Annotated in this window: 12 protein-coding genes; 2 read left to right on the top strand and 10 right to left on the bottom strand. The window is 38.9% G+C overall.

Annotation, left to right across the window (positions count from 1 at the left end; all coding sequences use genetic code 11):
* Nucleotides 1-19 precede the first annotated feature (19 nt).
* The 4 genes from prfA to FW768_RS14180 form a co-directional block, all read right to left on the bottom strand.
* Complete coding sequence (prfA, locus tag FW768_RS14165; protein WP_153396448.1) at nt 20-1,105, bottom strand: peptide chain release factor 1; 1,086 nt, start codon at nt 1,103-1,105, stop codon at nt 20-22.
* Between the two features lie 55 nt (nt 1,106-1,160).
* Complete coding sequence (locus FW768_RS14170; RefSeq protein ID WP_153396450.1) at nt 1,161-2,459, bottom strand: APC family permease; 1,299 nt, start codon at nt 2,457-2,459, stop codon at nt 1,161-1,163.
* A 129-nt stretch (nt 2,460-2,588) separates the two neighbouring features.
* A complete protein-coding gene (locus tag FW768_RS14175; protein WP_153396452.1) occupies nt 2,589-5,426 on the bottom strand; it encodes an alpha-amylase family glycosyl hydrolase in 2,838 nt (945 codons plus the stop codon).
* A 245-nt stretch (nt 5,427-5,671) separates the two neighbouring features.
* Nucleotides 5,672-6,724: a T9SS type A sorting domain-containing protein gene (locus tag FW768_RS14180; RefSeq protein WP_185151978.1), complete on the bottom strand. Its 1,053-nt coding sequence runs from the start codon at nt 6,722-6,724 to the stop codon at nt 5,672-5,674.
* Nucleotides 6,725-6,865: 141 nt separating this feature from the next.
* On the opposite strand from FW768_RS14180, the gene FW768_RS14185 reads away from it, so the two are divergent.
* Nucleotides 6,866-7,738 (top strand): AraC family transcriptional regulator, encoded by an 873-nt coding sequence (locus FW768_RS14185; protein WP_185151979.1) that lies wholly within the window; start codon nt 6,866-6,868, stop codon nt 7,736-7,738.
* A 340-nt stretch (nt 7,739-8,078) separates the two neighbouring features.
* On the opposite strand, the gene FW768_RS14190 is transcribed toward FW768_RS14185, so the two are convergent.
* The gene (locus tag FW768_RS14190; RefSeq protein WP_185113860.1) at nt 8,079-8,363 is read right to left on the bottom strand and encodes a hypothetical protein; all 285 of its coding nucleotides are present in this window, start codon (nt 8,361-8,363) and stop codon (nt 8,079-8,081) included.
* Between the two features lie 94 nt (nt 8,364-8,457).
* Nucleotides 8,458-10,065: a fumarate hydratase gene (locus FW768_RS14195; RefSeq protein WP_153396458.1), complete on the bottom strand. Its 1,608-nt coding sequence runs from the start codon at nt 10,063-10,065 to the stop codon at nt 8,458-8,460.
* Nucleotides 10,066-10,286: 221 nt separating this feature from the next.
* On the opposite strand from FW768_RS14195, the gene fumC reads away from it, so the two are divergent.
* Nucleotides 10,287-11,681 (top strand): class II fumarate hydratase, encoded by a 1,395-nt coding sequence (gene fumC, locus FW768_RS14200; RefSeq protein ID WP_153396460.1) that lies wholly within the window; start codon nt 10,287-10,289, stop codon nt 11,679-11,681.
* A gap of 233 nt (nt 11,682-11,914) precedes the next feature.
* Here fumC and FW768_RS14205 read toward each other — a convergent pair whose 3' ends face one another.
* The 4 genes from FW768_RS14205 to FW768_RS14220 form a co-directional block, all read right to left on the bottom strand.
* Nucleotides 11,915-12,955, bottom strand: coding sequence for an outer membrane beta-barrel protein (locus tag FW768_RS14205; protein ID WP_153396462.1), 1,041 nt, complete (start codon nt 12,953-12,955; stop codon nt 11,915-11,917).
* Nucleotides 12,956-12,984: 29 nt separating this feature from the next.
* Nucleotides 12,985-13,602, bottom strand: a complete 618-nt coding sequence (locus FW768_RS14210; protein WP_153396464.1) for a hypothetical protein — start codon at nt 13,600-13,602, stop codon at nt 12,985-12,987.
* Nucleotides 13,583-14,149, bottom strand: coding sequence for an RNA polymerase sigma factor (locus tag FW768_RS14215; RefSeq protein ID WP_153396466.1), 567 nt, complete (start codon nt 14,147-14,149; stop codon nt 13,583-13,585). Before FW768_RS14215 ends, FW768_RS14210 begins: the two co-directional genes overlap by 20 nt.
* Nucleotides 14,150-14,272: 123 nt before the next feature.
* Nucleotides 14,273-15,208: a Dyp-type peroxidase gene (locus FW768_RS14220; protein WP_153396468.1), complete on the bottom strand. Its 936-nt coding sequence runs from the start codon at nt 15,206-15,208 to the stop codon at nt 14,273-14,275.
* Between the last annotated feature and the right edge of the window lie 58 nt (nt 15,209-15,266).

Raw genomic sequence — 15,266 nt, forward strand, 5'->3', positions numbered from 1 at the left:
GAGCTTTCTATATTGTTGTTTATAAATTTTCTTCCTCTCCTTTCATCTTCTCTGCATTTTCCGCCATGATCACAGCATCAATCATTTCAGAAATATCGCCGTTCATATAGGCATCCAGATTATACATAGACTTGTTGATTCTGTGATCCGTTACCCTTCCCTGCGGATAGTTATACGTTTTGATCTTTGCAGAACGGTCTCCTGTAGATACCATGGTTTTTCTCTGTGCCGCAATATCTCCCTGAACTTCCTGAAGTTTGATATCATATAGTTTTGCACGAAGCATTTCCATAGCCAATTCACGGTTAGCCAGCTGGGAACGTGCCTGCTGACAAACTACTACAAGCCCTGAAGGTTTGTGCGTCAGCTGTACTTTGGTTTCAACCTTGTTTACGTTCTGTCCTCCTGCACCTCCTGAACGGGAAGTCTGCATTTCAATATCTGCAGGGTTAATTTCTACATCCACTTCTTCTGCTTCCGGAAGTACTGCAATGGTAATCGCCGAGGTATGTACTCTTCCCTGAGATTCTGTTTCAGGAACACGCTGTACACGGTGAACCCCTGATTCAAACTTCATGATTCCGTACACGCCCTCTCCTTCTACTTTCATGATCAGTTCTTTGTAGCCTTTTGCAGCTTCATTGGAATCTGTTACTTCATGTTTCCATCCTTTTGCTTTAAAGTACATGGTGTACATTCTGTAGATATCTTCTACGAAGATAGCCGCTTCATCACCACCGGTTCCGGCACGCAATTCTACGATCACGTTTTTGTCATCAGCAGGATCTTTCGGGATCAACAGAACTTTTAATTCTTCTTCCAGTCCCGGAATTTTTGCCTGTGCTTCCAGCTTTTCTTCTTTAGCAAGGTCTACAAGATCTCTGTCTGATCCGTCAGCAATAATCTCTTCAGATTCCTCTATTGCATCCAAAGCACCTTTATACTGGTCGTATACTTTTACAATTTTTCCTAAATCACTGTATTCTTTGTTCAAAGAAGAATATTTTTTCTGGTCAGAAATAATATCAGGCTGTATAATAAGGTCCGCAACCTCATTATATCTTTGTTTTATAGCTTCTAATTTTGGAATTAATGATTTAGACATTGTAGGATTTTTGAGAGTGCAAAGATAAGAATTATTAATTCAAATTAAAAACCCTTTAGTTTTCTGATTTAGAAAGTCTTCGGTCCAGCAAATACAAAACAATCCCAAACGCTATAATTCCCAACCCTATGAGGCTTTCTCTGGGATTATGAACCAATGTAAAATAAAGGATATAGAGGCTGAACAGGAGAAAAACTGTTGGAAAAATGTAAAAAAGATTAGATTTGAAAATTTTCCGCTGTTCTTTTTTAAGGAAAAAAACAGTAGAGATGGACAGGCTTGCAAATAACTGAAGAATAAAAGCGGTATAAACAAATATTTCTTTGAAACTGCCTGTGAGAATAATCACAGCTGCAATCCCTGCATGAGTAAAAATTGCCCGTACCGGAATTCCTTTTTTATTGCTGACGGCAAGTAACTTCCATAAATAATTTTCTTTAGCAAAAGCCTGTGTCAGTCTGGAACCTACCCACAAATAACCGCTGATTGTAGCAATCAGCTGAAGGGCAATAAAAATATTGACCATTTTCCCAAAGCGGTCTCCAAGCATATTTCGGGCGGCTTCCCCCATCACATCTTCCTTTCCTGCCAATTGGCTTATTGGGGCATGTTTCAGCATAATAAAGTTAACAAGAAGGTAGCTTACCGTTACAAACAGGGTTCCCAGGATCAGAGACTTAGGAAGATTCCTGTGAACATCTTTTATTTCTCCTGCGATATACGAGGCAGAATTCCATCCGGTGTAGGCATAAGTAACAAAAACCAAAGATGTTGCAAAGGCAGGAAGCATGATTTCATTCTGCCAGCTGTCATCAAAATTCAAACTATTTCCGGCTGGGGAATCTGAAAGAAAAACGCCCAAACTTATCAGAATAATTATAAAAGCAATCTTGATGAAGGTGAAAAAATTATGAAACCGGCTTGAGGTTTTCAAGCTGAATGACAGACTCAACCCTATCAGAAATATGACTATGATCGCAAAATTATTTCCGAAGGCCTCATTAAATACCGAAAGATATTTTGACATGGCAAGTGCAGCCAGAGCAACAGGCGAAGAGAATCCGATAATTAAAGAAATCCAGCTGACCAGATATCCGAATACCGGATGATACGTTTCCTTGAGATAAATATAATCTCCTCCGTTTCCCTTGAAATAAGATCCCAACTCAGCATAGCAGAACGCTCCGAACAATGCCAGCATTCCTCCGATAATCCATAGCAGGAAAATGCTGTATGTATTGGTAATATCGGATAACTGAAACCCTAAAGTAGTAAATATCCCCGTTCCGATCATATTGGAAACGACAATGGCAGCCGCTGTTTTCCAGCCTATCTTGTGTGAGTCCGTATTCATTCCGTTAAAAATATATCTTCAAAAAATTCTCTTTTGGACCAAAGCTTTCTGGTATGTTTCATTATGTGAGTTCTGGCAAATAAATTTAAAAAAAGCAAATCTGCTGATCTGCAAATTTGCTTTTTTATTTTACTTTATAATCATTTTCTGAATAGCTGTTCCCGTTTCCGACTTCAGGTGAACCAGATAGGTTCCGACCGGATAGCCCGTTTTCAATTCATAAGTTCCGTTTTCATTATTCAATTTAAAGGAGCCCATTTTTTTACCGCTCATATCGTAGATGATGATTTCCCCGTTTTTCACTTTATGATAAATGAATTTTGCCATACCGTTTTTCACCGGGTTATCTGCAATTTGAAGAGATAGTTTATGGGCTGCATTCTCATCAACCACAGAAAGAGATCCGGAATAATTTCCGAAAATCCTGAATTCTCCCGGCTGCAGCGTAATCGGGGCTGTTGTGGAAGCAATATTGGAAATTGTATTATCCATCAGGTTCTGCCACTGCCCTGTGTAAGGGAAATAAGGCACTACATTTTGAGCTGACGTAGCAAAATTGGCCAGAACTACTACATTTTTCATTCCGCTAATGGAGTTATCATAAACATAAATTCTTGTAATCAGTCCATTAGGATCATTCGTAAGATTATTTGACTCTATAGTGTATGTCTTTGATTTGAAAACCTGATGAGTATTTCTGATACCGATTATTTTAGCCCAGGTATCATACACCGATTTTCTGTTGGTATTGGTATCATATCCTAACGTAAAGGCAATCGGTTTTTCATCTGTTCTGCAACCGCTGTTGATGCTTCCGTCTGTACATCTGTTGATGCTGAACTCATATCCAAGTTCACCAAACTGCCAGATCATTTTCGGGCCGGGAATGGTAAAGAATGTGGCACCGAACGTTTTCATCCTGTCAAGGGCTGTGTTCAGGTTTTTAACATCATAAGTTCCTTCAACAGCACCATACGTCAGATTTTTAAACATCAGACGTTCTTCATCATGACTTTCTCCGTATCCTACAGCATGCATATCTGTAAACCCATGAAGCGTATGATTCATTCTGTCATAATTGCTGTTTTCTTTATAGCCCATTGTATTCTGATTGTAAGCGTCAGTCTGTTTATTCCAAAGTAATACTCCTTTCCCTTCAGAGGTTCTGTAGTTCGCCCATTGCTGTTCTTCGGCATCCGTGCCCAGGTGTTCAAAGATCATATAAGAATTCGGATCTGCAGCCCACTGTCTGTCTGCATAGTATTTCATAATGTCTACCCGGTCCTGCTGATAGGAATTGGTACAGTTTTCATCATTTTCAGAGCAGCTTTGGGTAAAACCTTTCGTTAAATCCCAACGGAAACCGTCAATTTTATATTCTGACAACCATTGCTGCAGACATCTTTCAACATAATACTTCGTTGACGAACTTGTATGGTTGAAATCATTAAATACATTGTAAGAATGTTTAGGAACCTGATTGAAATAAGGATTATTGGCTGCAATATCGCCGTAACCGTCTCCATCAGGATCAATATTCCAAAGTCTGGCTAAAGGAGAACGTCCTGTTGCGTGATTAAAAGCAATATCTAAAATCACTGCAATTCCGTTCTGATGGCACAGATCAACAAACTCTTTGAACTTTTCAGGAGTTCCATATGCTTTGTCTAATGCATAATGAAAGGAGGTGTTGTAACCCCATGAAAGATTTCCTTCAAACTCCATAATAGGAAGTAATTCAATGGCATTGATATTCAATCCTTTTAAATATGAAATCTTACTGATCAGCGACTGCCAGTTTTTTTCCTGGGTAAAATCTCTGAGTAACAATTCATACACCACCAGGTTTTCCTTGGCTGGCCTCTGGAAGTTGGTTACCTGCCAGTTATAAGGCGCCTGTCCTGTTTTAAAGATAGAAACTTCAAAATCCTGTCCTGCAGGAAACTGAGGAAGCCCCGGATAAGTGGCACTGGAGATCCACTGGTCATCATAGGAAGACAAGATCTGCGGAGAAAAAGGCTCTGCCACTTTTTTCAGATCATTGGTTCTATATTGGAAGGTATACAGCTGTTGAGGCGTCAGGCCGGTAATTTCAATCCAATAAAGATCTGGATTTGTGGTATCCCGTTTCATTAAATAAGAATCATTCACCGCCCAGTTATTAAAGCTTCCGATTACGTGTACGAAGTTCTTATAAGGCGCATAAAGAGCAAGACCTATTTTAGTCTGATCCGTCGGATGATAATTAATTCCCTGTCTGATCCAGCCTGGAATGGCCTCCGAAACCACATTTCTCGGAACCTGAAGTGTAAAATTTACTTTTTTTGAATTTGAGGAAGCATCTGATGCTGTCAGTTCCATTTGGGCATCCTGAGTTACAGTATAGGTGTAAGTGTAAGACTGCGAAGGGGCTGTAACCGAATTCACTACTGCTCCGTTGGCTTTTAACTGAAATGTTGCATTGACATTGGTTGTCGCAGTAATATTGATGGTATTTCCCGCCGGAACCGAAGTAAGACTGTTGGGTGCAGGATTTGTCAGGTTGATATTTAAAACCCCGACATTAACGAAAATATCCGGTGACGTCTGATGGGATCCTGTTTTATCTTTTAATAAAAATCCAAATCTTCCGATTCCCGTTCTTCCATAAAAAGCAGTAGGGGTAAAAGTTAAAGAATAAGAATCTGATGCGGCATTGTAATTCAGTTTATTTGATTCGTTGGAGCTATTCCAGCTGCCATTGGTAGGGCAATCCTGGCTGTTCTGATAGTTTGTATCAAAAGACCATGTCCATATATATATTTCGTGGTTGGAAACTCCCCAGCCAGACTCATCGATCTGATCCCCGGGAACCGTTAACGTAACGGCATCCGTCTCATTAAACGGGTTTGGAGTGATTGTATAGTTAATCTGTCCAAAGACTACTCCCACAATAAACAGAAAAACAATGGAATATAACTTTTTCATATCTTATTTTTTATCGAATATAGGATAATTTTTTTTTCGTTATACCATTTTCTATGGAAGCAATTTTAAAATATTTCAGTTTCCAGGGAAAAGAATCAGCCAGAAAAAGGCCCATGAAAATATTCATAAGCCTTTCCAATAAAAGTAATTGTAATGAACTATTTTTTTATTTATTTCTAAATATAAACTGAATTTTAAATGGAGGTCGACAAAAGCTTTTATTGATCAATCAAACGATATGGATATTAATTTTTAATCACTTTTTTAGAAAAACGTTGTCCATTCTTCAATTTCAATTCTACCATATAATTTCCATTGGGAAGCCCACTCATGTTGATCTGATTGTCTGAAAACTGTATATTTATTTTCTGGCCTGCCATATTGAACAGATTTACACTGTCAATCAGGGAATCTGCTTTAATATAAAGGATATTCTTTGTAGGATTGGGATAAATTCCGATGGTATTTGTTCTGATCGTTTCAGATATTCCCAAAACGGGGCCTGATTTGATACATCTTACTGCTGCCCCCTGTCCCCTTGGGGCCCCTGCCGAAGGATTGGCATTTATTGTTCCTACATAGAGATATTTTGCTCCGAGGGTGGAAGTATCTGAACTCCAGAAATAGCCACGCTGTCCTACAAATGTAAAACCTCCGTTTCCTGAACTTCTGTAGCCCGATGCCGGTAGTTTCAGATGGCTACTATAGGCTGTTGCCGGGTTATTGATATTTTCTGCCCCAACAATCATTTCCCACTCTGTCTGTGTAGGCATCTGCCATCCGGATCCTACGGCTTTGCAAGGATCTATTCCTCTGCCCGGTGTTACATTTCCCAGATCAGAAGCTGTCCATTGGTCTCCCCCCTGAAATTCGGCCCACCATGCAGGATCTCCGGCTACATAAGAGCTATTCCCGGCCAGTCCTGATGGAAAATTTTCATCCGGAGCAGCTGTAATTACTGAATTTCTCAGCTGATGCCCGTCATCCCATCTTCCCCATTGGAAAAGATCGCCGTATGAAGCTGCATCCGCTTTATCTGTTGCCACCTGAGAACTTCCAAGGTTTTGCTGTAACCATATTTTCCCATCACCTCCTCTTACGGTGGTATAGGTAACAGACTGCCCCAGATACGTGAAAGTCACACAGCCTGTATCTCCCGGAGTATTTCCAGGATCTGTATTATTGCAGTTCTTTGATGTAAGTGATGTTTGCTGTCCATACACAAAGCTTCCGGCAGCTATTAAAGCCACTAAGCCCAGCCCTATTTTATGCATTACCAAATGTAAATGTTGAATCATCTTCATTATTATTTTTAATTATTCTAAATTTAATTTAATTTTGCGCAAAAGTAATTTACCTGATTAATCCGGAGTTATCATTTCCGAACTTTTTGTTATCGTGTAAAGCTTTTATTATTGAAAATGTACCCTACCCGTAATATGAGAGAAGAGTCTGGCAACGGATTAGTTTTCAGTTCAGGAGATATAAAAATCATCATGCATGAAGATCTCCGCTCTGAAGCGTTCCTAAGATCTGATATGACTGAAAGCAGAAGAAGCTTTAGTCTTGTTTTTATGCTCAGCCCTGCTATTCATCTTGAAACCTCAGACTGTGCTGCAAAGTTTATATTCAGAAAAAACCAATACATCCTTCATTATTCATCTCATGAAAATACAGCTGAACTCTGGACAGCGCATCAGGAAGGATTAAAATTCGTTCAGATCCAGATCAATTATCAATATATATTCAACCTGATAGAACCGGACTCCAGCAAAGAAAATGCGTCTATCCTGGAAAATATGATCCGTAATCATTATATTTTTCTTCATAAGGAAACGCCTCCGGAAATGACGGTAGAAATGCACATGATTCTGAAAGAAATTATCTCTTATTCTAAAAAGGGAGTAATGCAGAAGTTATTTGTTGAAGCCAAAGTCATTAAGCTCCTGATGCTTGTATTTGAACAATTCAATGAAAAAGATGCGGCTCACATCAATTCTCCTGTTTCTTCCAGGGTTAGGAAATTCATCGATGAAAATTATCATCAAAACATCCGTGCTGAAGAGCTGGGAAAGTTGATGGGAATCAGCCAGAACAGAATACGGAAGACGTTTAAAGCACAGTATCATATAACAGCTGCCCATTATATCCTGGAACTCAGAATGCTAAAAGCAAGGAAAATGATTATTGATGAAAACATCATGATCAAAGAAATCGCGATTGAGTGCGGATATGAATATGTACAGAATTTCACCCGTGCCTTCAAAAAGAAATTTGGGGTTTCTCCTGAAAATATGAGAAACGGGAGATGAAAAAGAAAAATATGATGATTATCGTTTTTGGGTTAATGCAGAATTTTCATTCTTATACCGCTAATTTTAGAAGCCAATTTCAATTTTTAGCGGATGATTCCAGTCTTGAATTTTGTATACTTTTTTTTCAAGAAAAAGTATAATGAGAAAAAATAATTCTCAGCTTTCTGCTAACTCTGTTTTTTTGTCTATCCTAAAGTTTTGCATCTAGTCTGTATTACCTTAATAAATTTACGCTCTTCCAATAAAAAAACCGCTTAATTTCTTAAGCGGTTTATATATGTTGTTTTGCTTTGATATTACTTTTTCAGAATTCAGGTGAAAAAGCAATGACAATCAATTAATGATGATGTCCATGATCGTGGATGAAAGGTCCGTTCCCTTTAGGCTGGCTGAAGATTACCTCTACACCTTCCTGCTCATTAAGTTCTTTTCTTCTGATATCTTCAGGATCAAAAGGTTTTACTTTTCCGAAATATTCTTTCAGACCTTCAGTTAACCACATTGGGATAACCAATCCGAAGAACATGAAGATACACCAGAATCCTACTAAGAACATAATTATAAAGAATACAGTCCAAAGGAACTGGTAGAACGGCCAAAATGCTGATAAAATCGTTATCATTTCTCTTAAAGATTTTAGGCAAAAATAGGACTTTTTATTTTTTTACACAAAAGATACAAGCCCTATTTTATAATTTATTTTGATTTTAAACTAATTAGTGAGCAAGATCTGCAAAGAAATCATTGCCTTTATCATCTGTAATGATGAATGCAGGGAAGTCTTTTACCTCGATCTTTCTTACTGCTTCCATTCCTAATTCCGGGAAATCTACCACATCTACGGATACAATATTGTCTTTGGCAAGAATTGCAGCCGGGCCTCCGATAGATCCCAGATAGAAACCGCCGTATTTACCACACGCGTTGGTTACATCTTTACTTCTGTTTCCTTTGGCCAGCATGATCATACTTCCTCCGTGGCTTTGGAATTCATCCACATAAACATCCATTCTTCCGGCGGTAGTAGGTCCGAAACTTCCAGAAGCCATTCCCTCCGGAGTTTTAGCCGGTCCGGCATAATAGATCGGATGGTTTTTGAAGTATTCAGGCATTGGTTTTCCGCTGTCGATGATTTCTTTGATTTTTGCGTGGGCAATATCTCTGGCAACGATCAGGGTTCCGTTTAATTTTAATCTTGTTTTGATCGGATATTTTGAAAGCTCGGCCAGAATTTCAGGCATCGGCTTATTCAGGTTTATTTCAACCGCTTCTTCTAAATGCGGCGGAGTGTCAGGCAGGAATCTTTTCGGCTCTGTTTCTAACTGCTCCAGGAAGATCCCGTCTTTGGTGATCTTTCCTTTGATGTTACGGTCTGCAGAACAGGAAACTCCCATTCCAACAGGACATGAAGCTGCGTGGCGCGGAAGTCTGATTACTCTTACGTCATGGGTAAGATATTTTCCTCCAAACTGAGCTCCGATAGCACTTTCCTGGCAGATTTTCTGAACTTTTGCTTCCCATTCCAAGTCTCTGAACGCTTGTCCTGCTTCATTTCCTTCGGTAGGAAGATTATCATAGTATTTGGCTGATGCTTTTTTTACGGCCGCAAGGTTCGCTTCTGCTGAAGTTCCTCCGATAACCAGCGCAAGATGATAGGGCGGGCATGCCGCTGTTCCAAGATCTGAAATTCTTTCTTTAACGAATTCTTCAAGAGATTTTTCGTTCAGAAGGGATTTTGTCTTTTGGTATAAGAAGGTTTTGTTGGCTGAACCTCCTCCTTTCGTTAAAAATAAGAATTCGTAATAGTTTCCTTTCTTAGCATAGATGTCGATCTGTGCCGGAAGGTTTGAGCCTGAGTTTTTCTCGTCAAACATTGTTAAAGGAACGACCTGGGAATATCTCAGGTTTCTTTTCTGATAGGTATTAAAGATCCCTTTGCTTAAATATTCACCGTCTTCAACTCCGGTGTAAACATCTTCTCCTTTTTTCCCCATCACAATGGCTGTTCCGGTATCCTGACATGAAGGAAGAGCACCTTCAACGGCTACTGCTGCATTCTGTAACAGGTTGTAGGCAACGAATCTGTCATTATCTGTAGCTTCAGGATCGTCAATGATTCTTCTAAGACTTTCAAGGTGTGAAGAACGAAGCATGAACGATACATCTGCCATTGCTTCTTCTGCAAGAAGTTCTAGTCCTTTCGGATCAATGGTTAAGATTTCTCTGTTTCCTAACTGTTCCACTTTCACATAATCTGATGTAAGTTTCTTGTACACCGTATCATCTTTCTGAATCGGATACGGATCCTGATATCTAAATTCCATATTTACTTTTTTCGAAAAATTTAAGTCGTGTAAAATTACGCAATGATATTTTCCTTGTCTTCAAACCATGAGTAAAATCAGTCATTTAAATCAATATTTATAATGATTATAAATTGTGAGGTTCTGAGTTAATAAGTAACTTTATAGGAATTAAATAATCAGGCCGCAAAACTCTTTTAAATGTGGCAGAAAACCAAACAGATTATAAAATTTCAATCACAATGAATTACAGAATAGAAAAAGACACTATGGGCGAGGTTCAGGTACCTGCTGACAAATTCTGGGGTGCACAGACTGAGCGTTCAAGAAACAATTTCAAAATCGGACCGGAAGGTTCGATGCCTCACGAAATCATTGATGCTTTTGCTTATCTGAAGAAGGCTGCAGCTTATACCAATGCGGAATTAGGTGTACTTTCAACAGAGAAAAGAGATATGATTGCTAAAGTATGTGATGAGATTCTGGAAGGGAAGCTTAACGATCAGTTTCCTCTGGTGATCTGGCAGACGGGCTCCGGAACACAGTCGAACATGAATGTCAATGAAGTCATTTCAAACCGTGCTCATGTGAACAACGGCGGAACTTTGGGAGATCAATCGGAAGTTCATCCGAATGATGATGTGAATAAATCACAGTCTTCTAACGACACGTATCCAACAGCCATGCACATTGCGGCTTATAAAAAAGTAGTGGAGACAACCATTCCTGCGGTTGAAAAACTTAAAAATACCATTTCTGCCAAAGCGGAAGCTTACAAAGATATTGTAAAGATCGGAAGAACCCACCTGATGGATGCCACTCCGCTTACTTTAGGACAAGAGTTTTCAGGATATGCTGCCCAACTGGAATTTGGTTTAAGGGCTTTAAAAAATACGTTACCTCATCTTTCGGAACTTGCATTAGGCGGAACTGCTGTTGGTACGGGTCTGAACACCCCTAAAGGTTATGATGTAAAAGTAGCCGAATATATCGCCCGATTCACGAATCATCCTTTTGTAACCGCTGAAAATAAATTTGAGGCACTGGCAGCCCATGATGCGATTGTAGAGTCTCACGGTGCATTGAAGCAGCTTGCCGTTTCTCTATTCAAAATTGCTCAGGATATCAGGCTTCTTGCTTCAGGTCCGCGTTCAGGAATTGGGGAAATTCTCATTCCGGAAAATGAACCTGGTTCATCTATTATGCCAGGAAAGGTAAATCCTACCCAGAATGAAGCGATGACGATGGTTTGCGCCCAGGTTTTAGGAAATGATACAACGATTTCTTTTGCAGGAACCCAGGGGAATTATGAACTGAATGTTTTTAAACCGGTAATGGCTTATAATTTCCTTCAGTCTGCACAGCTGATTGCCGATGCCTGCATCTCATTCAACGATCACTGTGCTGTTGGCATTGAGCCCAACCGTGAAAGAATTAAAGAGCTTGTAGACAAATCCTTAATGCTGGTAACCGCGCTGAATACACATATCGGGTATGAAAATGCAGCAAAAATTGCTAAAACAGCCCATAAAAACGGTACTACCCTGAAGGAAGAAGCCATCAACCTCGGACTTTTAACGGCTGAACAGTTTGATGAATGGGTAAAGCCTGAAGATATGGTTGGCAGCCTGAAATAATACATTAACTAACAACTCTATACCATAGAAAAACCTCAGAATTTCTGAGGTTTTTCTATTAAAATACTTGGTGAATAAAAAGCCGGAAGTTGGAAGTTATTATTTAACCGATAATTCTATATCAAAATAATTTTTAATGGCTCTACAATTCAATAAAGCCGGATTGTCTTTTTAAGGCTGCATTGACTTCCCTCCCCCTGCTTTCTTTCTGTTTATATGAATGGTTACGTTTTTTACCACCAAAGTCCTACTCCGAAAACCAGGGCTTTATCATTTTCAAAGCGGTTGTCTTTAAAGAAATTTCCAAAGTCTTTTTTCACGAAAATACTGAAGTCATTGTAGGAAACTGTGAACTGTCCGCCATAGATGAAAGGATTAACCTGATAATTTTCTCTTTCGCGCTGGCTGATCCCGTCTCCTTTGATGATGTTGTTGGTAGACATTTTCACTCCGCCATATACATTTGCCCCTATTTTTAATCCTTTGTGATAATCCCTGTACTGCACGTCCATCCCTGCATTTTTCAGCTTAGAGAAGTTATATTGTATTCCCAACGGCATCACGATGTATCCTGTTCTCAGTTTACTTTTGTCTAAACCTTTATCATAATTTGCCAGATAAACATCCGCATTTCCGTCTTTCGTAAAAAACATATTATTATCAATATTCAGTGTTCTCCAGGAAAATCCAATCCCCGAAATCAATCCCCATGCGCTGGTTCTGCTGAACTGGTAATTGAATTTAAGTCCAAATTCAAAGTTTCCGGCATAGCCTAAGTTTTTATCAAGACTATTATCCGCCTTATTGTTCGTAAGATTCATGATTCCGTATGAAATATATCCCCCGACATCTTTTGTAGGACGAAATTTCTTCAGAAGCTTTTCTTTTAATTCTTCTTTTGAAGTCACATCAGAATTCAGCAGGGAATATTTTACCTGTTTCTGGATAACCGTATCCAGATCAAAACCAAGGTCTTCGATTCTTTGATCTATTTTTTCTGAATAACGATCTGCAATAGCTGCTTTCTGTTTATCAAATTCAGACCTTTCAAGGTTTTTATTCTGAATTTCAAGCAGTTCTGCTTCCATATTCTTTTTTTCTTCCTGGATGATCGCATCTATTTTTCTGGCGTATTCATCTACTTTTTCCTTTACGATAGGACTTACTTCATTGTCTTCTTTTGACGGGAGGTTAAAGGTCAATGTCTTTTTTTGTGCATACACCGAGCCGGATAACAGGCACAGGAATCCCATCAGGATAAATTTCTTGATCATATTATTAATTTTTTATTGTTAAAAAAGGGTTATTTTCCGTTCAGATCTATTGAAGCAACGTTGCTTTCCTTGGTTTTCTGAATGATATCTTTATGCTCCACGGAAAAGAGCAGTGTAGAAGGATCCACATATCTTTTCTTTTTTCCCCGAACCTTTGAAGAATCTTCTGTTTTTGCTATAATTTTCTCTACAGGAATTTGCGGAACAGACGGAATAATCAAGGGGGCTTTTTCTTTTACAGAAAGCTTTTGTGCTTCTTCTGCCATTGCTTTTGAAGCAGGAATTTCTTTAATAATTTCAACAGATCTGTTATTTTCCTGAATGATATTTTGTTTTTGATCTGCCAAAGCAGGTTCTATGTCTTTATTTAGATTTACAGGGGTTTCTTTCCCTGATGTTTTCGGCTTTATCTCAACCATATTACTATTTACAGGGGGTTCTTTTTCGGTGTTAAAAAAGAGAACGAATCCTAAACCGAAAGCAAGAATCACACAGGCTGCTGCCAGAATCCAGTTCATCTTAAACTTTGAAGGGGCTGCTGCCGTCTGCATTTCAATCTCCGCCCAAAGATCTCTTGAAGGGGCAATCTCTCTTTCCTCGATCTGCTTTTTGATGCGTTGGTCTAAATTATCTCTGAGTGTGTTCATTTTTCATTGTTTTTTGTTGTTGAAGATAAAGTGCTCTTAACTTCTCTTTGGCGCGAAACAACTGGGTTTTGCTTACTGAAACAGAAATCTTCAGCGTCTCGGAAATTTCCTGATGTGAAAATCCTTCCAGAACATATAAGTTAAAAACCATTCTGTAGGCATCCGGAAGCTGGTCTAAAAGGTCCTGGGCATTGAAATCGAAGACTGGATCTTCGTTGTGGGTTTCAACCAGAACTGCAGGGTTTACATCATCAATATAAAAAACCGTTTTGTGGCTTTTGATAAAATTGAGGCATTCATTCACCACAATTCTTCTCGCCCAGCCCTCAAGATTTCCATCTCCCCGAAAAGTTTCAATATGCTTAAAGATTTTGCAGAAAGCTTTGATTACACAATCTTCTGCCTGATACAAATCACTGACATAGCTTTTGGCCGTACTCAGAAATTTCTTTACGTTCTGCTCATAAAAAACTTTCTGAGCAGCCGGGTCCTGTCTTTTCAGGCGGCTTAGCAAATCTTCTTTTTTATTTCCGAACAAAAGCTTCATGATTAATCTGTTTCTATTATAAAGACAACGAAAGTTTAAAAAGGTTACACAAAAAAAAATTTTTTTTGAAAAAAGGTAAAAGGGTAATAAAAAAGACAGAAATAACTTCTGCCTGTATTCTGATTATCCTGAAAAATCATCCAGCATATTTCTGGTAGGAACAAAGAAAAGGGTTCCTGTAACTGCTGTACTGAAATCCAGTATCCTGTCATAGTTCCCCGGAGGATCTCCAATGAACATATTGGTCAACATTCTTTTGGTAGTACTGAATGTACTTGCATAGGAAATAAAATAAGTTCCGAATTCATTGGAAGAAGGGCTTCCAAATGGCATATTATCTCTTACAATCTTCAGTTCTTCTCCATTTTCACCTTCAATATTAGCCAGAGCAATATGTGAATTGGAAGGTTTTACATCATCGGACATTTCAATATCGTTTTCTTTGGATCTTCCGATCACTTTTTCCTGCTCCTGTGTGGAAAGGCTTTTCCAGGCATCCATATTGTGAATGTATTTCTGAACAAAAAGATAGCTTCCGCCTTTATACTGAAGATCTTCATCTCCTACTTTGGCAAAAAAGTCCCTGTCATCACCATGCGGATTTTCCGTACCATCTACAAACCCCAGAATAGAGCGGGCGTCCCAATATTTAAACCCGTGAATTTCCAGAATGCTTTCCGCAACGGAACTGAGAAGTTTTGAGATCTCAATCGCCATATCAAAGATCAGGCTTTTATTATCTGCCCTCAAATGAAAATGAAGATCCCCCGGCGTGGAAACCGCGGTATGCTTTATTCCTTTTATTTCTTCAAAAACAGCCAGTTCTTTAGGAAGCGGTGTAGGAAGTTCCAGCTTTTTCCAGGCTTCAGCACCTATTCCCATGACACAGCTTACTCTGCTGTCCGGAAACCTGTTGAAACCAGAATTATTAAGATTGAGAACCAAAGCACAGAGCTGTTGAAAAACATCTTTCAGCTGCAGGCTGTCGTGAAGTTTCCAGACCATAAAAATGGTATTACTGTTAGGGTAATCCGTAACATTTTGCGATTCTATTCCCATGTTTTCCTTTATATTTTTTTAAGCTTGACTTAAATTTAAGAAAATTATCAAAACTTAA

Origin of the sequence: Chryseobacterium vaccae (assembly GCF_009602705.1) — a bacterium.
Classification (GTDB): domain Bacteria; phylum Bacteroidota; class Bacteroidia; order Flavobacteriales; family Weeksellaceae; genus Chryseobacterium; species Chryseobacterium vaccae.